We start from the raw sequence: 22289 nt of genomic DNA, 5'->3' as shown, positions 1-22289 counted from the left end.
ATGGCCTAATGGTCGCGGAGTTAATAAAAATGAAACGCATGTTGTTTAATGCTACGCAGCAAGAGGAGCTGCGCGTAGCCATTGTCGACGGTCAGAAACTGATCGATATCGACATCGAGACCGCCGGACGAGAGCAGCGCAAGTCCAATATCTACAAAGGCGTCATCACTCGAATCGAACCCTCCCTCGAAGCTTGCTTCGTCAGCTACGGCGAAGACCGCCACGGCTTCCTCCCCTTTAAAGAAGTTGCCCGCTCTTATTTCCGCGAAGGCGTCGACGTGCGCAATGCATCCGTCAAGGAAGCGCTGCGCGAAGGCCAGGAAATCATGGTGCAGGTGGAGAAGGAAGAACGCGGCAATAAAGGCGCGGCGCTGACCTCCTTCATCTCGCTGGCCGGCCGCTACCTGGTGCTGATGCCGAACAACCCGCGCGGTGGCGGTGTATCGCGCCGTGTGGAAGGCGAAGAGCGCCAGGAACTGCGCGAAACCATGGACAAGCTGGACCTGCCGCAAGGCATGTCGGTGATTGCCCGTACCGCCGGCATCGGCCGTACCGTGGAAGAGCTGCAGTGGGACTTGAACTACCTGATGCAACTGTGGCGCGCCATCGAAGGCGCGTCCAAGGCGGCCACCGGCGCCTTCCTGATCTACCAGGAATCGTCGCTGGTGATCCGCGCCATCCGCGACTACTTCCAGCCTGATATCGGCGAGATCCTGATCGATACCGACGAGATCTACGAACAGGCGCACCAGTTCATGTCGCACGTGATGCCGGACATGGTGCACCGTGTGAAGCGCTACAGCGACGACGTGCCGCTGTTCTCCCGCTTCCAGATCGAACACCAGATCGAAACCGCTTATTCGCGCACCGTGCCGCTGCCTTCCGGAGGCGCCATCGTGATCGACCACACCGAAGCCCTGGTCTCCATCGACGTCAACTCGGCCCGCGCTACCCGCGGTTCGGACATCGAAACCACCGCCTTCCACACCAACTGCGAAGCCGCCGACGAAGTGGCGCGCCAGCTGCGCCTGCGCGACCTGGGCGGCCTGATCGTCATCGACTTCATCGACATGGAGGTGTCGAAGAACCAGCGCGAAGTCGAACAGCGCCTGAAAGACGCCCTGCACCACGACCGTGCCCGCGTCCAGATGGGCAAGATTTCCCGCTTCGGCCTGATGGAACTGTCGCGCCAGCGCCTGCGCCCTTCCCTGTCGGAAGGCTCGCACGTGACTTGCCCGCGCTGCTCGGGCACCGGCCACATCCGCGATACCGAATCGTCCGCCCTGCAGGTGCTGCGCATCATCCAGGAAGAGGCGATGAAGGAAAATTCCGCCGCCATCCACGTGCAGGTGCCAGTCGACGTGGCTGCCTTCCTGCTCAACGAGAAGCGCGGCGAAGTGCTGAAGATCGAGACCCGTCACCGCATCACCGTGATCCTGATCCCGAACAAGCACCTGGAAACCCCGCACTACAAGCTGGAACGCATCAAGCACGACGATCCACGCCTGGAAGACCACGCTGCGTCCTACACCATGGCCGAAGCTGCCGAGACCGACATGTCGTTCTCCAAGCGCCATAAGGAAGAAGCCAAGCCGCGCCAGGAAGCCGTCGTCAAGACCATTACCCCAGAGCAACCAGCTCCGCTGGTGGAACACAAGCCGGAAGCTGCCAAGCCAGCCGCCGCGCCACGCGCCGCAGCCGCTCCAGCTCCTGCAGAAAAAGGTTTCTTCGCCAAGCTGATCTCCTTCTTCACCGGTGGTGACAAGGAAGAGCCAGTGCAGCCGAAGGCGCCGGTCATCGTCACCAAGGCGCCAGCCAATGGCGACCGCGGCGACCGCAAGGATCGCGGCCAGCGCGGCCGTAACCGTAGCGGCAAAGGCGGCCGTGGCGAGCGCGAAGACCGCGAACCAGGTTCCCGTCCGGGCGCCGAGGAAGCCAAACCGGCAGCAGAAGCCCGCAAGCCGCGCGAACAGCGTGAGCCGCGCGAGCCACGTGAACCACGCCAGCCGCGCGAGCCACGCGAGCAGCGCGAAGGCGCCGAGGCAGCACCGCGTGCAGAACGTGAACCGCGCGAGCAGCGCGAGCCACGCGAACCGCGCCAGCCACGCCAGCCGCGTGAACCACGTGCAGAGAAACCTGTTCCAGCAGAAGCCAAGGCCGAGGAATTGGCATTGGCAGCAGCAGGCGTCGGTCCAGTAGGCACCGGCACCGGCGCGCCCGAAACGCCAGTACTGGTAAAAGCCGCCGGCAACACCGGTCCAGAGGGTGAAGAGCACGAAGGCGCAGAAGGCGGCGATGAGCCACGCCGCCGCCGCCGCCGCGGTGGCCGTAACCGTAACCGCCGTGAGCGCGAAGGCGCCGAGGGTGTGGAAGGTGCGGAGGGCGTGACCGAGGCAACGTTCACTGTTGCTCCGGCTGAGGGCGAAGTTGCCGACGCCGCTGTTCCGGCCGCAATTGAAACCGCTGCGCCTGTCGCCGTCAGCGCAGCCGTTGAACCGGCAGCTAGCGAGGCTGCCAGCGCTGCTGCCGAGGTTTCCGCCGCCCCGGCTGCTGCACCCGCAGCTGCCGCAGCGCCTGTTATTGCCGAGCCAGCGCCTGCGGCCCCTGTTGCAGCCGCTCCCGTGACTGCAGCTCCTGTTGAAGCTGCACCGGTCGCCGCCACTCCTGTCGCCGCTGCGCCAGTTGAGGCTGCGCCAATCGCTGCGCCGGTCCAGCCGGCTGCCGTCGACCTGCCAGTGGCCGCACCTGCCGCTGAACCAGTCGCCGCGGCGCCAGCTTCGCCGCAAGCCGTGCTGCCGTTCTCGGAGCCGGCGCCTGCCGCTGCAGCTGCCGAACCGGCAACCGCAGAAGAAGTCGCCGCCGACGTGGTTGAACCAGCTGCCGCCCAGGTAGCAGCCGCTCCGGCCGCCGCACCTGCTGCCGCAGCCCCGGCTGCGACTCCGGCTGCCCCGGCGCCTGCTCCAGCGCCGGCTGTCGCCGCACCGGCACCTGCTGCTGCTGCAGCGCCAGCCGCCGCCAAAGCCGACGTCGACGCCATGCTGGCCGCAGCCGGCCTGTCGATGGCCGTAACCGATCCTGCGAAGGTACGCGCCGCGCAGGAAGCAGCTGCCGCCGCCGCCACCGCCCAACCGATCCGCGTGCCACGCGAGCGCAAGCCGCAGCCACCGGTCGCCAGCGAGCCGCTGGTGCAGGTTGAAACGAAGGTCAATGGCTAATCAGCCTGGCGCTGACGAAAAAGGGAAGCCTAGCGCTTCCCTTTTTTACGTCCCACTGCGGGAAGCCTTCCTGTACTGGCTCAAACTGGGCTTCATCAGCTTTGGCGGGCCCGCCGGCCAGATCGCCATGATGCACGCCGAACTGGTCGAGCGCCGGCGCTGGATCTCCGAACACCGCTTCCTGCACGCCCTGAATTACTGCATGCTGCTGCCCGGCCCCGAGGCAACCCAGCTCGCCATCTACATCGGCTGGCTGATGCACCGGACGGCAGGCGGCATCATCGCCGGTGTGCTTTTCTTGCTCCCCTCCCTGTTGCTGCTGATCGGCCTGTCCTGGATTTACATGGCTTACGGCAGCCTGCCCGCCATCGCCGGGATCCTGTATGGGATGAAGCCCGCCGTGGTGGCGATTGTCCTGGCCGCAGCCTGGCGCATCGGTACCCGCACGCTGCGCAACCGCCCGCTGATGGCCATCGCCCTCGCCGCTTTCATCGCCATCAGTTTTATCGAGCTGCCCTTTCCCGCCATCGTCGGCGCCGCCGCACTTCTCGGATGGATCGGCGGCCGCCTGCGCCCGGACCTGTTCGCATTGGGACGCGCAGCGCACAGCCCCAGCCAGGCGCGAGCCGCTCACGCCCCTGCCCTGATTGACGACGACACCCCGACTCCACCCCATGCCCGATTCAGCTGGGCCGGACTGGCACGCGTCACCGCCGCCGCCCTTGTCCTGATGGCAGGCGGCTGGCTGCTGCTGGCATGGATTTTCGGCTTCGACCAGACCTTGGCTCAAATGGGCTGGTTCTTCACCAAGGCGTCCTTGATGACCTTCGGCGGCGCCTACGCTGTGCTGCCCTATGTCTACCAGGGCGGGGTCGAACGCTTCCAATGGCTGGCCGCCGCGCAAATGGTGGATGGCCTGGCGCTGGGCGAAACCACGCCCGGCCCGCTGATCATGGTGGTCGCCTTTGTCGGCTTTGTCGGCGGCTGGACGCACCAAGCCATCGCCGGCCCCCCCGGCCTGGCCGGCGCCGCCGGCGCCATGGTCGCCGCCTGGTTCACCTTCGTGCCATCGTTTATTTTCATCCTGGCCGGCGGGCCGCTGGTCGAATCAACCCGCGGCGATATCCGCATGACCGCCCCGTTGACCGCCATTTCCGCCGCCGTCGTCGGCGTGATTGCCAGCCTGGCACTATTTTTCGGCATTCACGTCTTCCACCCAGCCGGCCGCTGGGAATGGCCGGCCGTCGCTATCGCCGCCGCAGCCGCCATAGCCTTGATGCAGTACAAGCAAGGGACAATCCGGGTATTGCTGGCCTGTGCGATTGCTGGCATCGTGCTATCGTACTGGGTGTAACCGCGCACCCAGCATGACTGAAAAAATCATCCTCCTGAACGATGGCCGCAGCCAGGCGCCGGCCGTCCCGGCAACACTCGAGGCGCCGACCGGCAGCCTGCGGGACCAGTTCGCCCGTCCGCTGCACGACCTGCGCATTTCCATCACCGACCGCTGCAACTTCCGCTGCGTCTACTGCATGCCGAAGGAAGTGTTCGACAAGGATTACCAATACCTGCCGCATAACGCCCTGCTCACGTTCGAAGAGATCACGCGCATCGCCCGCCTGTTCGTTGAACACGGCGTCGAGAAAATCCGCCTGACCGGCGGCGAACCATTGCTGCGCAAGGACCTGGAACGGCTGGTCGGCATGCTGGCCGAACTGCGCACCGTGCACGGCAAGCCGCTCGACCTGACGCTGACCACCAATGGCTCGCTGCTGGCGCGCAAGGCGCAATCGCTGAAAGACGCCGGCCTGCAGCGCGTCACCGTATCGCTCGATGCGCTGGACGACGCCATCTTCAAGCGCATGAACGACGTTGATTTCGCCGTGGCCGACGTGCTGCACGGGATCGACGTGGCGCATAAAGTCGGACTGGGCCCGGTGAAAGTGAACATGGTGGTCAAGCGCGGCATGAACGAGCAGGAGATCCTGCCGATGGCGCGCCATTTCAAAGACTCGCCCGCGATCCTGCGCTTCATCGAATTCATGGACGTGGGCTCGTCCAACGGCTGGAATATGCACGACGTGATTCCATCAGCGGAGGTGGTGCGCATGATCGGCGCTGAAATGCCGCTGGTTCCCGTCGATCCGAACTACACAGGCGAAACGGCCGAACGCTGGCGCTATGCCGATGGCGGCGGCGAGATCGGCGTGATCTCCAGCGTCACGCACGCCTTCTGCAAGGATTGTTCGCGCGCCCGCCTCTCGACCGAGGGCAAGCTGTACACCTGCCTGTTCGCCACGCGCGGCCACGACTTGCGCGCGCTGCTGCGCGAAGGCCGCAGCGACGCCGAGATTTCGTCCGCCATCGGCGCGCTGTGGCGCGTGCGCGGCGACCGCTATTCCGAACTGCGCACCATCAATACCGAAGGCCTGGCGCAAGGCCGCGACGGCAAAGTCGAAATGTCCTATATCGGGGGTTAAGCTGGCGATGGAAAACAGCATCAGTGCATTGATACTGGCGGGCGGCCGCGGCACCCGCATGGGCCGCGTGGACAAAGGCTTGCAGCCATTCCGCGGCGGCACGCTGGCCTCCCATGTGCTGCAGCGCCTGGCCCCGCAAGTGGCCAGCGTCACCATCAACGCCAACCGCAACCTCGGCGCCTACAGCGCGCTGGGCGTGGAGGTGCTGCCCGACGAACTGGAAGGCTACGAAGGCCCGCTGGCCGGCCTGCAGACCGGCCTGCGTCATTGCCCTACCGATTTGCTGCTGACCGCGCCCTGCGATTCGCCCTTCTTGCCGGCCGACCTGGCGCAACGCCTGTACGAAGCCTTGAACGCGCAAGGCGCCGACCTGGCAGTGGCATCCACGCTGGAAACCGATGAAGACGGCAAATCGCGCACGCAGGTGCACCCCGTCTTCTGCCTGGTGCGCAAGAGCGCCCTGCCCGCCCTCGACGATTACCTGAAAACCGGCTCGCGCAAGATGGATGGCTGGTACAAGGCGATCAAGGTAGCGGAAGTGCTGTTCAGCGATGCCGCCGCATTCCGCAACATCAATACGCTGGCCGAACTGCAAACGGAAGAAGAAGCCGGCGCCAATCCTTCGCTGAAGGAAGTGGCCAGCTGCCTGTCCGGCTACGACCCGGATGCGCTGCCTGTGCGTAACGCGCAGCGCATCATCCGCGACTTCATCCAGCCGGTGCGCGGCATCGAAAAGGTCGCACTGCGCAGTGCGCTGGACCGCGTGCTGGCAGCGGACATCGTCTCGCCCATCAACGTCCCCGCGCACGATAACTCCGCCATGGATGGTTTCGCCTTTGCCGGCAGCCAGCTCAAGGCCGACGCGAATACCACACTGCAGGTCATTGGCACCGCCTACGCCGGCCGCCCATCCGCGCTCAAGCCCGGCCCCGGCGAATGCGTGCGCATCATGACCGGCGGCGTCATGCCGGATGGCTGCGACACCGTGCTGCCGCAAGAACTGGCGGCGGACATGAGCGACGTCGCCGTGACGATCGCGCCGAATTCCGTACGCACCGGCGACAACCGCCGCTTCAAGGGCGAAGACCTGGCCGCCGGCAGGCCTGCCCTGCGCAAGGGCAAAGTCATCCGCCCGGCGGACCTTGGCCTGGTCGCCTCGCTCGGCCTGGCCGAACTGCCGGTGCAGCGCCGCCTGCGCGTGGCCTTCTTCTCCACCGGCGACGAACTGCGCTCGATCGGCGAAGCGCTGGCCGAAAGCTGCGTCTACGACAGCAACCGCTACACCCTGTTCGGCATGCTGCAGCGCCTGGGTTGCGACATCGTGGACATGGGCATCGTGAAAGACGACGCGGCATCGCTGGAAGAAGCGCTGCGCACCGCCTGCGAATGCGCCGACGCCGTGATTACCTCCGGCGGCGTCTCGGTCGGCGCGGCCGACTACACCAAGCAGGTGATGGCGACGCTGGGCGACGTGCACTTCTGGAAAATCGGCATGCGCCCCGGGCGCCCGATGGCCTTCGGCCGCATCCGCTCCAGCGGCCACAGCGCCTACCTGTTTGGCTTGCCCGGCAACCCGGTCGCCGTCATGGTGACTTTCTACTTCTTCGCCCGCCACGCCCTGCTGCGCATGATGGGCGCCGACTCGCCCGGCGACCAGCTGCTGCAAGCGCGTTGCGCCAAAGCGATCCGCAAAAAGCCCGGCCGAACAGAATACCAGCGTGGCATCCTCAGCACCGCCCTCGACGGTACGCGCGAAGTGCGCATCACCGGCTCGCAAGGCTCCGGCATCCTGCGCTCGATGTCGGAAGCGAACTGCATGGTGGTGCTGCACGACGAGCAAGGCAATGTCGCCGAGGGTGACCTGGTGGACGTGATCGTTTTCGAAGGCCTGGTCTAGCGCGGGGACGGCGCTAAGGGACGAGTAAAGTCTGGATTTCCGGATTCCGGAAGTTGTCCCGCGTGACCAGGACCGTCTCCGTCAGGATGGTTTGCTCCTTGAACGGCGCCCCCCGCGCAGCCGCTACCGCCGCTTTCATCGCGAGATAACCCATCTGGCGCGGATCCTGTACCACCAAGCCGTCGATTTCCTGCTTCCCCAGGCCTTCCAGCAAAAAATCAGTCGTGTCGAAACCGACAAATTTCTTCCTGCCCACAAGGCCCGCCTGACGCAGCGCCCGCAGCATGCCGTCGCTGGTCGATTCATTGACGGCAAAAATTCCATCGACGCGCGGGTGCTTTTCCAGTAACAGCACTGCGCTGCGTGCCGCCTTGCCGCGCGTGCCGCCGCCATATTCATCGGCGATGACCTGGATGCGCGGAGCATGCTTCTTCATGTAATCAAGAAAGCCATCGGCCCGGTCGTCCGTCGATGCGCTGCCCTGGATGGTACGCAAAACTGCTACCGAGCCTTCCCGGTTCAGCAAGCCGGCCAGGCGTTCCGCCGCCAACCGGCCCGCCGCGTAATTATTGGTGGTGATGAGATTGCTGTGTGCTTTGCCGTCGAGCGCCGAATCGACAGCCACGATTTTGATTCCCAGGGCGGCGGCCTGCTCGACAGAAGCAAGCAGGCGGCTGCGATCGGTCGCCGCGATGATGATGGCGTCGACGCCCGGCTTGGAATAAATGTGCAGGATATCGATCTGCGAATCGATATCGTCGTTGTGCGCCGGGCCGCGCCAGGTCAGCTTGACATGCCCATCTTCGCGCATGGCGCGTTCGACACCCTGCCGCATGAAAGTCCAGAAAACCTGGTCGCGCGACTTTGGAATAAAGACAATGTCCAGATCCTTGGCCAGCACTGGGCAGATTACCAGCGCAATGCAAGCCAGCAAGAATGAAAACCAGCGTTTCATGATCCTGCTATTTTACGCCTCAGCCGTCTCCTCCTAGTTGGCGCTGCCGGCGGCATCCTCTTCAGTTTCCGTGCCATCCTGGGAGCCCAGCATCAGCAGGGCGGCTTCCGCCGGCAGCGCCTCAACGGACTTGAGCTTGCGCGCCATCTGGCGGCTGCGCACTTCGGCGTTTTCAATATTGCGGGCGGCGCGTTCCAGGGTTGACTTGGTTGCGGCGAGGACATCGCCGAATTTGGCGAATTCGGTTTTCACAGCACCCAGCACTTGCCATACCTCGGACGAGCGTTTTTCCAGCGCCAGCGTGCGGAAGCCCATTTGCAGGCTATTCAGCAGTGCGCTCAGCGTGGACGGGCCGGCGATGCTGACGCGGTTCACCCGCTGCAGTTCGTCGGCCAGGCCGGGACGGCGCATCACTTCCGCATACAGGCCTTCGGTCGGCAGGAACAGGATGGCGAAATCGGTGGTGAGCGGCGGCGAGACGTATTTCTCGGCGATGGTTTTCGCCTCGCCTCGCACGGCGCGTTCCAGTTCGCGGCCTGCCGCGGCTACGCCTTCGGCATCGGCGCGGTCGGCCGCTTCCAGCAAACGTTCGTACTGCTCTTTCGGGAACTTGGCGTCAATCGGCATCCATACCGGCGCCCCGCCCTCTTTCTGGCCCGGCAGCTTGAGCGCGAATTCGACACGCGCATTGGAGCCAGGAATAGTCTCGACGTTCTTGGCGTATTGTTCCGGCGTGAGGATCTGCTCGAGCAGCATTTCCAGCTGGACCTCGCCCCAGGTGCCGCGCGTTTTCACATTGGTCAGCACGCGTTTCAGGTCGCCCACGCCCAGCGCCAGCTGCTGCATCTCGCCCAGGCCCTGGTGCACGCGCTCCAGGCGCTCGGACACCTGGCGGAACGATTCGGTCAGGCGCGTTTCCAGCGTTTCATGCAGCTTTTCGTCCACCGTCTTGCGCATTTCTTCCAGTCGCTGGCCGTTATCGGCCTGCAGCTCGCGCATCTTGGTTTCCAGCGCCACCCGCACCTCCAGCAGCCGGCGCGTGTTCGATTCGGTCAGCACTTCGATCTGGCGCCGCATGGTTTCCAGCTGCTGCACGGTGGCGCCATGGGACTGGGCCAGCATATTGCCCATCTCCTGGCGCTGCGCCTGGGCCGTGGCCTGCAACTGCAGGCGCACCTCGCGTTCGACGCGGTCCAGCTGGTCGGCGACATCGCCGCCGCGGCTGCGCAACAGGGTAACGATTTGCAGGACGATGATGACGGCGGCCAGCGCCAGCAGGATGGTCAGCTCCATCAATCGGCCTTGTTCCGCATCCAGTCGGCGGTCTGGTAGAAGGACTCCATCAGCCGCAGGCGCAGGTCTTCGGCAATGCCGACATCCTGCATCGCCCACGCCATGCAGCGCAGCCACTGGTCGCGCTCACTGGAACCCACCGCGAAAGGCAGGTGGCGGGCGCGCAGGCGCGGGTGGCCGAAACGTTCAATGAACAGGTCGGGTCCGCCCATCCAGCCGCTCAGGAACCAGAACAGCTTGTCGCGCGAGCCGTCGGTGCTCGGCGGGTGCATGGCGCGGATGCCGGCGAATTCCGGCTCCAGCTCCATCAGGTCGTAAAAACGGTCAACCATCTCGCGCAGCTTGGTGGCGCCGCCGATGACTTCGTATAAGGTGCGTGCTTCATCATTCATGGCTCCATGATAGCGCATGGTCGTATTGATGTGGATCAAGCTTCATGCCGATTCTGCGCAAATTACTCCCGCAAACCGCCATCATGGCCAGATGATTCGACGCCTGATCCGTACCAAGCTGCACGCCCGCAGCGCCGAGGAAATCGCCGACCTGCGCCTGGCCGCATTGAGCTGGCTGGGCATTATTTGCTTCCCGCTTTATTTCGCCTTCTTTGGCTGGCTGCTGCCGCAGCCTTATGAAAGCCTGGCGGCGCGCGTGGTCGGTACCGCGCTCGCCCTGGGTGGGCTGCTCGCCCGGCGCCTGCCCGCGCGCCAGCGCGAGCGCTACACCCTGGTGCTCATGACCTACGAACTGCCCTTCTTTTGCACCTTCATGTTCCTGATGAACGGCGCCAACGTCACCTGGTCGCAAGTGATGCTCGTGATGCTGGTGGCCCTGTTCCATTTCGACTTCCGCATCGCGCTGCGGGTGGCGGCGGTCGGCATGACGGCAGCAATAATGCTGGCGGCGGCAATGGGCGCCGACGGTGCGCTGCTGTCGACGTCCGTGCTGCAGCTGCTGCCGGTGCAGCTGTTCCTGGTCGGCTGGATGTTTGTGTTTTCGCAGAGCCGCAAGGCACTGGAGGAAGAAAAGCTGGACGGCCTGGGCGAGGGCTTGGGCGCCGTGGCGCACGAAATGCGCACGCCACTGGCCAGCCTGGATGCCAATGTCCGTGGCTTGTCGCGTATGCAACAGCGCGCCGGCCAGGAAAATCCCGCCATGCGCCAGGCGCTGGGGCGCATGCAGTACGAAGTGCGCCACATGAACCACATGATCGACCTGTTCCTGCTCAGCGCGCAGGCGGTCAGGCAGCATCTGGACCCGCACGAAAGCGTATCCATGCTCGATACGGTGGAAGCTGCGCTGCGGCGCTACCCGTTCACCGGCGAGGCCCAGCGCCAGCTGGTGGCGCTGCAGGTGCGCAGCGATTTCCGCTTTGGCGGCCAGAATGAACTGGCCATCATGCTGCTGCTGAACCTGCTGCGCAATGCGCTGCAGGCGGTGCAGCGCGCCGGCAAGGGGCGGGTCAGGATTGTCATCGACGGCTGCCGGCCATTGCCACGCTTACTCGTGATCGATACGGGCTGCGGTATTGCGGCGCAACATCTGCCGCAAATTTTCCAACGCTTCTTCACATATCCAGAGCATAATGGCGCCGGTATCGGCCTGGCATTGTGCCGCCAGGTGATGCAAGCGTGGGCGGCGCGGCTTCATTGTGTCTCCCGCGAGCACGCATATGCTATCTTTGTGCTTGAATTTCCCTTACAAGCCAGCCGTTTAACATGAAACTGCCCGTTTACGCCCACCCAACCATGACCGTCCTGGTGGACGACAGCGATACTTTCCTCCACAGCCTCGTATTCCAGCTCGACCCGATGCAGGCCAGCGTGTGCTTCCACGACCCGCTGCAGGCCCTGGAATGGTTCAAGGCCAATGCCGGCAGCAGCGAGCTGCCGCTGCAGGTGGATTTCGACAATCCCAACCAATCGGCCGAGCAGCGCAACGTGGCGGTGGACCTGGAGCGGATTTACCGCATCTCAGGCCAGCGCCAGCGCTTCTCGATTCCATCCGTGCTGGTGGTGGACTACTCGATGCCGCAAATGAACGGCGTAGCGTTCTGCCAGGCGATCCAGCACCTGCCATGCAAGAAGATCCTGTTCACCGGCCAGGCCGATGAAAAGATCGCGGTGGACGCCTTCAACCGAGGCCTGATCGACCGCTACATCAAGAAAAGCGCCGACGACGCGCTCGACCGGCTGGAAGAGGAAGTCGCAGCATTGCAGAAGGCCTTCTTCCAGGAGCAGTCGGAAACGCTGCTGGACATGCTGGTGCTGCATGAATTCAGCTTCCTGCGCTGCGGCGCACTGGCGCAGGTGGTGCAGCAGCTGTACCAGGAACACGGCTTCGTCGAACACTACCCCTTCCCCAGCCCGAGCGGCATCCTGTTCTTCAAAGCCGACGGTTCGGCCCAGCTGATGGTGGTGGAAACGGAGCGCGGTTACGAATCGCAGGTAGAAATGGCACGTGACAGCGGCGCCCCCTGCTCGCTGGTGCAAGCACTGGAAGAAAAGCGCATGCTGCCATTCTTCCCGCCGGACGGGATGTATTCCGACGAAGTCGGCCAGCACTGGCACCGCTACTGCAAACCGCCGCAGGTGTGCCGCGGACTGGAAACCTACTACTGGGCACTGTTCGAAATCGAACCCGCCCTGCTCGACATCGCCCCCACCCCCTACGCAGAATTCCTGCGCCAGCACACCCCGCCCCTCGCGGCTTTCTCCTTTTAAGCTTCGCGCAGCGTTTGCAGCGGCGGCTGCTTGAGGACGTTGCGCAGGCCCAGCCAGCCGCCAATCACGGCGCAGATGGCGCCTGCCAGCAGGCCGGCCAGCCATACCATCGGGCTGAAGGTCCAGGCGAACTTGAACTGGTAGGTGGCAAGGCCCCATCCCATCAGGCCGGCGCCGGTCGCGGCCAATAGTCCCCCGAGGCCGCCCACCAGCATGAACTCGATCAATTGCGCTTGCGAGAGCTGGCGGCGGGTAGCGCCCAGGGCGCGCAGCAGGCCGGCTTCACGGCGGCGTTCGTCCTGGGAGCCCATCAGCGCTGCATACAGCACCAGCACGCCGGACAACAGCGTGAACGCGAACAGGAATTCCACCGCCTGGATCACCTGGTCCAGCACCGATTGCACCTGGCGCAGTACGCCGCCCACGTCGATGATGGTCAGGTTGGGGAATTCCCGCGACAGCGCATTGCCGGCGGCGAGTCCCTCCTTCGGCAGGTGGAAGGCGGTAATCCAGGTCTGCGGCGTGTCGGCCATGACGGCTGGATTGATGATGACGAAGAAGTTCACCCGCATCGAGCCCCACTCCAATTTGCGCAGGCTGGTGATTTTCACATCCACCGGCGAGCCGGCGATGTCGAAGCGCATGGTGTCGCCCATCTTCAGGCCCAGCGTCTTGGCCAGGCCTTCTTCCACCGAGGCTTCGCCGGCGCTGCCGTTCATCTCCCATTTGCCAGCGGTGACCTGGTTCTGCGGCGGTATGCCGGTCATCGTCGACAGGTTGAATTCGCGTTCGGCCAGCCCGCGCGCGCGTTCGTCAGTGTAGGTCTGGCTGGTGATGACTTTATCGTTCACTGCAACCAGCCGGCCGCGGATCATTGGGAACATCGTCACTTCCTTCACGCCTGCCTGCTTCAGGCGGGCGGCAATCGCGTCCTTCTGGTCCGGCTGGATGTTGATGATGAAGCGGTTCGGTGCATCCGGCGGCATGGTGTTGCGCCAGGCGGACATCAGATCGCCGCGCACCACTGTCAGCAGCAATAGCGCCATCAGCCCCAGCGAGAGCGACACGACCTGCACCACGGTCGCACCGGGCCGGCGCCGCAGCGAGGTCACGGCGAAGCGCCAGGCCTGGTGCGGGAAGGCGTTGCGCAAGGGACGCAAGGCCTGCAAGCCGAGCCAGCCCACCAGCGCGAACACGCCATAGCCAAGCAGGAAGCCGCCGCCGGTCACGCCGGCCAGCTTGAGGTCATTCGATTGCCACAGCAGCAATGCGCCGAAGGCGGCGATGCCCAGGCCATACGTTGCCAGCGCGGCTGGCTTGGGCGCGGCAGCTTCGCGCCGGATCACGCGGTTGTGCGGCACGTTCCGCAGCTGCAGGACAGGCGGCAATGCGAAACCTGCCAGCAGCAGCATGCCGGTGGCCATGCCTTGCAGCGCCGGCAGCACGCTTGGCGCCGGGATGTCGGCGGCGACCAGGCTCCCCAGCAGTTGCAGCAGCACGTAATGGGCGCCGAAGCCTGCTAGCACGCCCAGCGCGCTGCCGGCCAGGCCGACGAGCAGGAATTCGACCAGGTAAATCAAGGTCACCTGGTTTTGCGTCAGCCCCAGGCAGCGCAGCATGGCGCAGGAGTCGAGGTGGCGCTGCATGAAACGGCGCGCGGCCATCGCCACAGCCACGGCGGCCAGCATGGCCGACAGCAGGCCGACCAGCGACAGGAAGCGGTCGGCCCGGTCCAGCGTGGCGCTCATTTCGGGACGCCCTTCTTCCAGCGATTCGATGCGCACGCCGCGCACATTGTCTTTCTTGATCAGGGCGCGCAGCCAGTCGCCGTATTCCTGTGCCGGCCTGGAGCTTGCGCCAGGGCCGGCCACCATCAGCCGGTATCCAACGCGCGAGCCATCCTGCACCAGGTTGGTTGCGGGAAGGTCGGACAGCGCAATGAACACGCGCGGCGCGAAATTGACGAAGCCTCCGCCGCGGTCGGGCTCCGCTGCGATCAGCTGCGCGACGCGGAACTGCTTGTCGCCCAATTGCAGCGTACCGCCGACCGCCACGTCCAGCGCGTTTGCCAGCGCCGGGTCGATCCACGCCGTGCCGGCTTCCGGCGCGGCTGGCGCGGGTGTTCCGATGCTTTCATTGGCTTGCGCCAGATCGGTGTTGACTTTGACGCGCCCGCGCAGCGGATAGCCCGGGCTGACCGCCTTCAGCGTCACCAGCACGGATCGCGCCGCATCGCTCTGCCCTGCCTGCGCCATACTGGGGAAGGCCTGCGTGTCGGCCACCAGCAAGCCGCGCCGCTGCGCTTCTTCGCGCCATGCGGCGGGGATCGCGTTATCGGCGACCACCACCAGGTCGGCGCCCAGCAATTGGTGCGCATCGCGGTTCAGGCCAGCACGCAAACGGTCGATAAAGAAGCCGGCGGCCGACAGCGCCGCCACCGCCACGACCAGCGCCACCAGCAGGAAGCGCAGTTGCCCGGCGCGCCAGTCGCGCGCCGTCATCCTCAGGGCTTGTCGAAACATGCGTTAGACCACGTTGAAAGCAGAGAAATAGGTATCGACTTCGTCCAGGTACTTCTGTTTTTCCTGCGCCGGCAGGAAGGAAGCTTCGAAGCTGTTGCGCGCCAGCTGGTGGGCGTGGGCCAGGCCGAGCGGCAGCGCATCGAAGACGGCAACGAAGTTGTCGTTCATATAGCCGCCGAAGTAGGCCGGATCGTCCGAGTTGACCATGGCTACCAGGCCGGCGTCGAGCAGGTCCAGCAGGTTGTGGTCCTTCATCTGGTCGAACACGCGCAGCTTGGTGTTCGACAGCGGGCAGACAGTCAGCGGCATGCGCAGCGCCGCCAGCCGGCGGGTCAGCGCAGGATCTTCCAGGCAGCGCACGCCGTGGTCGACGCGTTCCACCTTGAGCAGGTCGACAGCGGTTTCGATATAGGCAGGCGGGCCTTCCTCGCCGGCATGGGCCACCAGGTGCAGTCCCAGGTCGCGGGCGCGCGCGAACACGCGGGCGAATTTTTCCGGCGGGTGGCCCACTTCGGAAGAATCAAGGCCGACGCCGATGAATTGTTCGCGGAATGGCAGAGCCGCTTCCAGCGTGGCGAGCGCGTCTTCCTCGCTCAGGTGGCGCAGGAAACACAGGATCAGCTTCGCGCTGATTGGCCCTTCGGTCGCAGCGCGGTGGATACCGTTAATCACATCGGCCATCGGCACGCCGCGCGCAGTGTGGGTTTGCGGATCAAAGAAGATTTCCGCGTGGCGCACGTGATCGGCCTTGGCACGCTGCAGGTAGGCCATTGTCATGTCATAAAAATCCTGCTCTTTCAACAGCACGCTGGCGCCGGCATAGTAGATGTCGAGGAAGGATTGCAGGTTGGTGAAGGCATACGCGGCACGCAGTTCTTCCACTGACTGATAGGCAAGCTTGACGCCATTGCGCTGGGCCAGCGCGAAGATCAATTCCGGCTCCAGCGAGCCTTCGATGTGGATGTGCAGTTCGGCCTTCGGCATGTTCTGCACGATGGAGCGCATTTGGGTAGTCATTTTTTGTTCTCTCTCGCTTTGGACAGTTTGAACATCATACTTCACATGTGCTGCAGAGTCGGGCCAGCCGTGCTACTGTGGTGCCATATGCGAGGGGATCGGCGCTGGCTGTACTACCAGCTTTACTTCTACATCCAATAGAGCAATAATAAATTTCATCAACGTAAGATGCGTTTCGAGCCCGGCAACCATCCCCCCGCCGGCTAATAATGATCCAGCTCTGAGCCTCGGGCAATCCCTGGCACCTCAAGCAAGCTGGCAAAGCATTGAGCAGGCCTGCAGCCCATAGCTTCGACTGCCGACCATGTGACGAGTAGATTTTTCATTAAAGGACATTCACATGACCATTTTTGACAACTACGCAGCACGCTACGAGCGCACCAAAGAAGAGGAGATGTCGCTCTCCGAATATCTCGCGCTTTGCAAAAAAGACCGCCTGACCTACGCGTCGGCGGCAGAGCGCATGCTGGCTGCGATCGGCGAACCCACCCTGGTCGATACGCGCAACGATACGCGCCTGTCCCGCATCTTCGCCAACAAGGTCATCAAGATTTATCCCGCCTTCCGCGAGTTCTACGGCATGGAAGACGTCATTGAGCAGGTCGTGGCCTATTTCCGCCACGCGGCGCAAGGCCTGGAGGAGCGCAAGCAGATCCTCTACCTGCTGGGGCCAGTCGGCGGCGGCAAGTCCTCGATTGCGGAAAAACTCAAGCAATTGATGGAAGAAGTACCCTTCTACTGCCTGAAAGGCTCGCCGGTGAACGAATCGCCGCTCGGTCTGTTCAGCGAGGCGGAAGACGGCACCATCCTGGAAGAAGACTACGGCATCCCGCGCCGCTACCTGCGTAACATCCCTTCGCCTTGGGCCGTCAAGCGCCTGCATGAGTTCAACGGCGATATCAACCAGTTCCGCGTAGTCAAGCGCTACCCGTCGGTGCTGAAGCAGACCGCCATTTCCAAGACCGAACCGGGCGACGAAAACAACCAGGATATTTCCTCCCTGGTCGGCAAGGTCGATATCCGCAAGCTGGAAGACTATGCCCAGGATGATCCGGACGCCTACAGCTACTCCGGCGGCCTGTGCCTGGCCAACCAGGGCCTGATGGAATTCGTCGAAATGTTCAAGGCGCCGATCAAGGTGCTGCACCCGCTGCTGACCGCTACGCAGGAAGGCAATTACAAGGGTACCGAGGGCTTTGGCGCCATCCCCTTCGAGGGCATCATCCTGGCGCACTCGAATGAGTCCGAGTGGAAGAGCTTCAAGAACAACCGCAATAACGAGGCATTCCTCGACCGTATTTATATCGTGAAGGTGCCGTACTGCCTGCGCGTCACTGATGAAATCAAGATTTACGAGAAACTTCTGCATAATTCCTCGCTCGACAAGGCGCCTTGCGCCCCCGGCACGCTGCGCATGATGTCGCAGTTCGCCATCCTGTCGCGCCTGAAAGAGCCGGAAAACTCCAGTATTTTCAGCAAGATGCTGGTATATGACGGTGAAAACCTCAAGGATACCGACCCGAAAGCCAAGTCCATCCACGAATACGTGGACTATGCCGGCGTCGACGAGGGCATGAGCGGGCTGTCGACGCGCTTTGCCTTCAAGATCCTGTCCAAAGTCTTCAACTTCGACTCGACCGAGGTGGCGGCCAATCCGGTGCACCTGCTCTACGTGCTGGAACAGCAAGTCGAGCGCGAGCAATTCCCGCCCGAGACCGAGCAAAAGTACTTCTCCTATATAAAAGAGCACCTGGCCCAGCGCTACGTCGAGTTCATCGGCAAGGAAATCCAGACTGCCTACCTGGAGAGCTACTCCGAATACGGACAGAACATCTTCGACCGCTACGTGACCTTTGCCGACTTCTGGATCCAGGACCAGGAATACCGCGATCCGGATACCGGCGAAAGCTTCGACCGCGAATCGCTGAACAACGAGCTGGAGAAAATCGAGAAGCCGGCCGGGATTTCGAACCCGAAAGACTTCCGTAATGAGATCGTCAACTTTGGCCTGCGTGCACGCGCCAATAACGGCGGCAAGAACCCGGCCTGGACCAGCTATGAGAAGTTCCGTACGGTGATCGAGAAGAAAATGTTCTCCAATACGGAGGAACTGCTGCCGGTGATCTCCTTCAACGCCAAGGCCAGCGCCGAGGATGCCAACAAGCACGCCGACTTCGTGGCGCGCATGGTGGAAAAAGGATACACGGCCAAGCAGGTCCGGCTGCTGTGTGAGTGGTATCTGCGCGTGAGGAAGTCGTCCTGATATAAAAGGTGGATAATCAGGACGCGCCAATCAAGCAGGCAGGAGGAACATGACTTACCTCATCGACCGTCGTTTGCAGGGCAAGAACAAGTCCGCGGTCAACCGCGAACGATTTTTGCGGCGTTACAAGGGCCAGATCAAGGATGCGGTCGGGCGTGCCATCAAGGGGCGCTCGATCACCGACATCGAGAATGGCGAAAAAGTATCCATTCCCGTCAAGGACGTGAACGAGCCCTCGTTCGGCCACGCCCACGGCGGGGTCTGGGAAGTAGTGAACCCCGGCAACCAGGAATACCAGAAAGGCGACTTGATCAACCGCCCCAAAGGCGGCGGGGGCAGCGGCCGCGGCCGCGCAGGCAACAGCGACCAGACTACCGAGGATGATTTCATCTTCGAACTGTCGCGCGAAGAATTCATGAACTACTTCTTCGAGGACCTGGAACTGCCGCATATGATCAAGACCCAGCTGACGGCCACCACGGAGTTCAAGCCGCAGCGCGCCGGCTACACGGTGTCGGGTACGCCTTCCAATATCCACGTGCTGCGCTCCCTGCGCGGCGCACTGGGCCGCCGCATCGCGGTGGGCGGCAGTTCGCGCAAGCGCCTGATCGAAGCCGAGCGCGAACTGGAAGAATTGCTGGTGGCGGGCGCTCCGCTGGATGACCCGCACGTGATCGAGCTGAAGAAGCTGATCCACCACCTGCACACGCGGCTGCTGGCCATTCCCTACATCGACCCCTTCGACCTGCGCTATTCCAACCGCATCAAGGTGCCGAAGCCGATGACGCAGGCGGTGATGTTCTGCATCATGGACGTGTCGGGTTCGATGGACGAGCAGCGCAAGGATACCGCCAAGCGTTTCTTCATCCTGCTCTACCTCTTCCTCAAGCGTGTGTACGACAAGATCGAAGTGGTGTTCATCCGCCACCATACGGCCGCGTCGGAAGTGGACGAAAACGAATTCTTCCACTCGCGCGAATCGGGCGGCACTGTCGTGTCCTCCGCCCTGCACCTGCTGAACAAGATCCTGGACGAGCGCTTCGGCGGCGGCAGCTGGAACGCCTATGTGGCGCAAGCTTCCGACGGCGACAACTGGGACAACGACTCCGTGCTGTGCCGGCAGCTGCTGGTCAACACCATCATGCCCAAGGTGCAGTACTACACCTACGTCGAAATCACAGATGGCCCGCCACAGAACCTGTGGGAGCAGTATGCGCAGGTGCCGGAATACCACCAGCACTTTGCCATGCAGAAGATAGTCACGCCGGCCGACATCTACCCGGTGTTCCGCGAACTGTTCAAGAAGCAGCCTAAATAGTATGAACCAGATGACCCGCCGCCCTCCCCATCCGCGCGCGCTGCCGGAGCAGTCGGAATGGACTTTCGAACTGATCGAGCAGGCGCACGAGGAAATCCGCCGCGTGGCGCAAAACTTCGGCCTGGACACCTACCCCAACCAGCTGGAGATCATTACCGCCGAGCAAATGATGGATGCCTACACCTCGGTCGGCATGCCGGTGTCCTATGCGCACTGGTCCTTCGGCAAGCACTTCCTTGCCACTGAGAAAGGCTACAGGCGCGGCCAAATGGGACTGGCGTATGAGATCGTCATCAACTCCAACCCCTGCATCGCCTACCTGATGGAGGAAAACAGCCTGACCATGCAGGCGCTGGTGATCGCGCACGCAGCCTATGGCCACAATTCCTTCTTCAAGGGCAACTACCTGTTCAAGACCTGGACCGACGCGGACGCCATCATCGATTACATGCTGTTCGCCAAGAATTACATCACCGAATGCGAACAGCGGCACGGCATCGATGCGGTTGAACTGCTGCTCGACTCCTGCCATGCCATCCAGCACTACGGCGTCGACCGCTACAAGCGGCCTGCCAAGCTCTCGCTGGCTCAAGAGCAAATGAAACAAAAGGAGCGCGAAGCTTACTTGCAGTCACAAATCAACGAGCTGTGGCGCACCGTGCCGCGGCGCGAAGAAGAAGCGGTCGACAAGCCGGCGCCGCGCTTCCCGCAGGAGCCGGAAGAAAACCTGCTCTACTTTATTGAGAAGTACGCGCCGCTGCTGGAACCCTGGCAGCGCGAGATCGTGCGCATCGTGCGCAAGATCAGCCAGTACTTCTATCCGCAGCGCCAGACCCAGGTGATGAACGAAGGCTGGGCCACCTTCTGGCACTACACCATCCTCAACCAGTTGTACGATGAGGGCGTGGTCGGCGATGGCTTCATGATGGAATTCTTGAAGAGCCATACCAACGTGGTATACCAGCCGCCGGTGCACAGCCCTTACTACAATGGCATCAATCCCTATGCACTGGGCTTTGCGATGATGTCCGACATCCGCCGCATCTGCGAGAACCCGAGCGAGGAAGACCGCGAATGGTTCCCCGATATCGCCGGCAGCGACTGGAAGAAGACGCTCGACTTTGCGATGCGAAATTTCAAGGATGAATCATTCATTGCGCAGTACTTATCGCCGCGCCTGATCCGCGAGTTCCACTTCTTCGCTGTACTGGACGACGACAAGAACGACAAGCTGGCCGTCTCGGCCATCCATGATGAACTGGGCTACCGCTATGTGCGGCAAATGCTGGCCGACCAGTACAACCTGGGCAACCGCGAGCCTAATATACAGGTGTGGTCGGTCAATACCCGCGACGACCGCGCCCTGACACTGCGCCACACGCAGTACAACCGCCGTCCCCTCAACCAGCAGGCCAACGAAGTCCTGAAACATGTGGCCCGCCTCTGGGGTTTCGACGTCCACCTGGATACGGTATCGCCGGATGGCCAGGTGGTCAGCACCATCGAGTGCAAGCGCGAGAAGCGCAACCGGGTGATCTGAGCCCCGCTTTTGACAGAGTTTCGTCGAAGCAACACACTTCACCGAATTTCGTCTGCTCTTCCAGCAATGCTGGCGTTGATTCTTTTGTCCTATGAAAAAAGTGATGAAGATCAATCGAAGAGCCGAAAAAATGGTCAATTTTCTCTTGCTTTTTCTGCCAGACCACTTTGCAGTAGTCTGGTAACAGCCTGCTAATATGGGGCTAAGAGCATGAAATTTAAACGGTTTTCAGGACAAAATTCTATGCAAAAATCCAAAATTCGTATGTATAATTCGCCGACGTCCCGGATGCGGCTGTAGCTTTGTGTCGCTATTTTGGGGGTTTAAAAAGTAGCAAACAAGAGTTGGTATTGGAGAAAGCAGGCATGAATTTCAGTGATAACGAGAAAATTGCCGGGAAAAAGAACTATACGGGCATCGCGTTCGTCGTAGTCCTGCACCTGTTAGCTGGTTACGGCATCGTATCTGGCCTGGGCAAGAAAATGATCAGCAAGATGATCGAACCGGTGGAGACCAAGATCATCGAGGAGGTAGCCCCGCCTCCGCCAAAAGAACTGCCGCCACCGCCACCTCCACCAGAGATGAAGGCACCACCACCGCCATTCATTCCTCCGGTTGAAGTGAACGTGCAGCAACCGCCGCCAGCGCAGAACGTGATCGCCAACGCGACCAGCGTGAAGCCGGCAAACACCGATATTCGCCCAGCCCCTCCAGCGGCGCCAGCTCCTGCAGCTCCTGCAGCAACTGGTGTTCGTACCCCGGCTGTGGTCGACTTCAGCACCTGCGCCAAACCAGAATGGCCGAAGTCGTCGCTGCGTAATGAAGAGACTGGCACTGTGACCATGTCCTTCCTGATCGGTACCGACGGCCACGTCGCTGAGGCAAAAGTAGTGAAATCTAGTGGTTTCCGTGACCTGGACAAGGCTGCACAAGTTGGTATTTCCAAGTGCAAATTCAAGCCTGCGACGGTAGACGGCAAGCCGCAAGAAGGCTGGCAACAGATGCAGTATGTCTGGACGCTGGAATAAACCAGAGACAACTCACCGTCTCGCAACTAAGTAAGTCTCGT

General features: G+C 62.5%; 15 protein-coding genes. 10 read left to right on the top strand and 5 right to left on the bottom strand.

Features of this window, described 5'->3' with window-relative positions; translation table 11 throughout:
• The first annotated feature begins 29 nt into the window (after positions 1-29).
• From GM658_RS10400 to moeA, 4 genes are read left to right on the top strand one after another with little or no spacing between them, the layout of a single operon-like run.
• A complete protein-coding gene (locus GM658_RS10400) occupies positions 30-3215 on the top strand; it encodes an Rne/Rng family ribonuclease (RefSeq protein ID WP_155453966.1) in 3186 nt (1061 codons plus the stop codon).
• Positions 3208-4569: a chromate efflux transporter gene (gene chrA, locus GM658_RS10395; RefSeq protein ID WP_155453965.1), complete on the top strand. Its 1362-nt coding sequence runs from the start codon at positions 3208-3210 to the stop codon at positions 4567-4569. Before GM658_RS10400 ends, chrA begins: the two co-directional genes overlap by 8 nt.
• Positions 4570-4582: 13 nt before the next feature.
• Entirely contained in the window at positions 4583-5695 is a 1113-nt protein-coding gene (gene moaA, locus GM658_RS10390) for a GTP 3',8-cyclase MoaA (protein WP_155453964.1), read from the top strand.
• 7 nt (positions 5696-5702) lie between these two features.
• Positions 5703-7592 carry a molybdopterin molybdotransferase MoeA gene (moeA, locus tag GM658_RS10385; RefSeq protein WP_155453963.1) on the top strand — a complete coding sequence of 630 codons (1890 nt, stop codon included), beginning with the start codon at positions 5703-5705 and terminating at the stop codon, positions 7590-7592.
• 13 nt (positions 7593-7605) lie between these two features.
• On the opposite strand, the gene GM658_RS10380 is transcribed toward moeA, so the two are convergent.
• Genes GM658_RS10380 through GM658_RS10370 form a run of 3 tightly spaced genes read right to left on the bottom strand, consistent with a single transcriptional unit; the run spans position 7606 to position 10232 of the window.
• Positions 7606-8547 carry an ABC transporter substrate-binding protein gene (locus tag GM658_RS10380; RefSeq protein ID WP_155453962.1) on the bottom strand — a complete coding sequence of 314 codons (942 nt, stop codon included), beginning with the start codon at positions 8545-8547 and terminating at the stop codon, positions 7606-7608.
• Between the two features lie 33 nt (positions 8548-8580).
• The gene (locus tag GM658_RS10375; protein WP_155453961.1) at positions 8581-9840 is read right to left on the bottom strand and encodes a DNA recombination protein RmuC; all 1260 of its coding nucleotides are present in this window, start codon (positions 9838-9840) and stop codon (positions 8581-8583) included.
• Complete coding sequence (locus GM658_RS10370; RefSeq protein WP_229416848.1) at positions 9840-10232, bottom strand: group II truncated hemoglobin; 393 nt, start codon at positions 10230-10232, stop codon at positions 9840-9842. Before GM658_RS10370 ends, GM658_RS10375 begins: the two co-directional genes overlap by 1 nt.
• Before the next feature lie 91 nt (positions 10233-10323).
• Here GM658_RS10370 and GM658_RS10365 point away from each other — a divergent pair, with 91 nt between their 5' ends.
• Together GM658_RS10365 and GM658_RS10360 are read left to right on the top strand one after the other, a co-directional pair.
• Entirely contained in the window at positions 10324-11559 is a 1236-nt protein-coding gene (locus GM658_RS10365; RefSeq protein ID WP_155453959.1) for a sensor histidine kinase, read from the top strand.
• Positions 11556-12560, top strand: a complete 1005-nt coding sequence (locus tag GM658_RS10360) for a response regulator (RefSeq protein WP_155453958.1) — start codon at positions 11556-11558, stop codon at positions 12558-12560. The genes GM658_RS10365 and GM658_RS10360 overlap by 4 nt, the downstream gene beginning before the upstream one ends.
• Here GM658_RS10360 and GM658_RS10355 read toward each other — a convergent pair.
• A complete protein-coding gene (locus GM658_RS10355) occupies positions 12557-15082 on the bottom strand; it encodes an ABC transporter permease (protein ID WP_155453957.1) in 2526 nt (841 codons plus the stop codon). The genes GM658_RS10360 and GM658_RS10355 overlap by 4 nt on opposite strands.
• Positions 15083-15085: 3 nt before the next feature.
• Positions 15086-16099, bottom strand: coding sequence for an adenosine deaminase (locus GM658_RS10350; RefSeq protein WP_155453956.1), 1014 nt, complete (start codon positions 16097-16099; stop codon positions 15086-15088).
• Between the two features lie 340 nt (positions 16100-16439).
• Between GM658_RS10350 and GM658_RS10345 the strand changes: the two genes are divergently transcribed.
• The 4 genes from GM658_RS10345 to GM658_RS10330 all read left to right on the top strand — a co-directional run bounded on the left by GM658_RS10345 (position 16440) and on the right by GM658_RS10330 (position 22248).
• Complete coding sequence (locus GM658_RS10345; RefSeq protein ID WP_057260456.1) at positions 16440-18362, top strand: PrkA family serine protein kinase; 1923 nt, start codon at positions 16440-16442, stop codon at positions 18360-18362.
• A 49-nt stretch (positions 18363-18411) separates the two neighbouring features.
• Positions 18412-19680 carry a YeaH/YhbH family protein gene (locus tag GM658_RS10340; RefSeq protein ID WP_155453955.1) on the top strand — a complete coding sequence of 423 codons (1269 nt, stop codon included), beginning with the start codon at positions 18412-18414 and terminating at the stop codon, positions 19678-19680.
• Between the two features lie 10 nt (positions 19681-19690).
• Positions 19691-21220: a SpoVR family protein gene (locus tag GM658_RS10335; protein ID WP_155454048.1), complete on the top strand. Its 1530-nt coding sequence runs from the start codon at positions 19691-19693 to the stop codon at positions 21218-21220.
• A gap of 365 nt (positions 21221-21585) precedes the next feature.
• Positions 21586-22248, top strand: coding sequence for an energy transducer TonB (locus tag GM658_RS10330; protein ID WP_155453954.1), 663 nt, complete (start codon positions 21586-21588; stop codon positions 22246-22248).
• Positions 22249-22289: the final 41 nt, after the last annotated feature.

It is taken from the genome of Massilia eburnea (assembly GCF_009720745.1).
GTDB lineage: Bacteria > Pseudomonadota > Gammaproteobacteria > Burkholderiales > Burkholderiaceae_D > Rugamonas > Rugamonas eburnea.
This window is presented reverse-complemented; position numbering and strand designations above follow the sequence as displayed.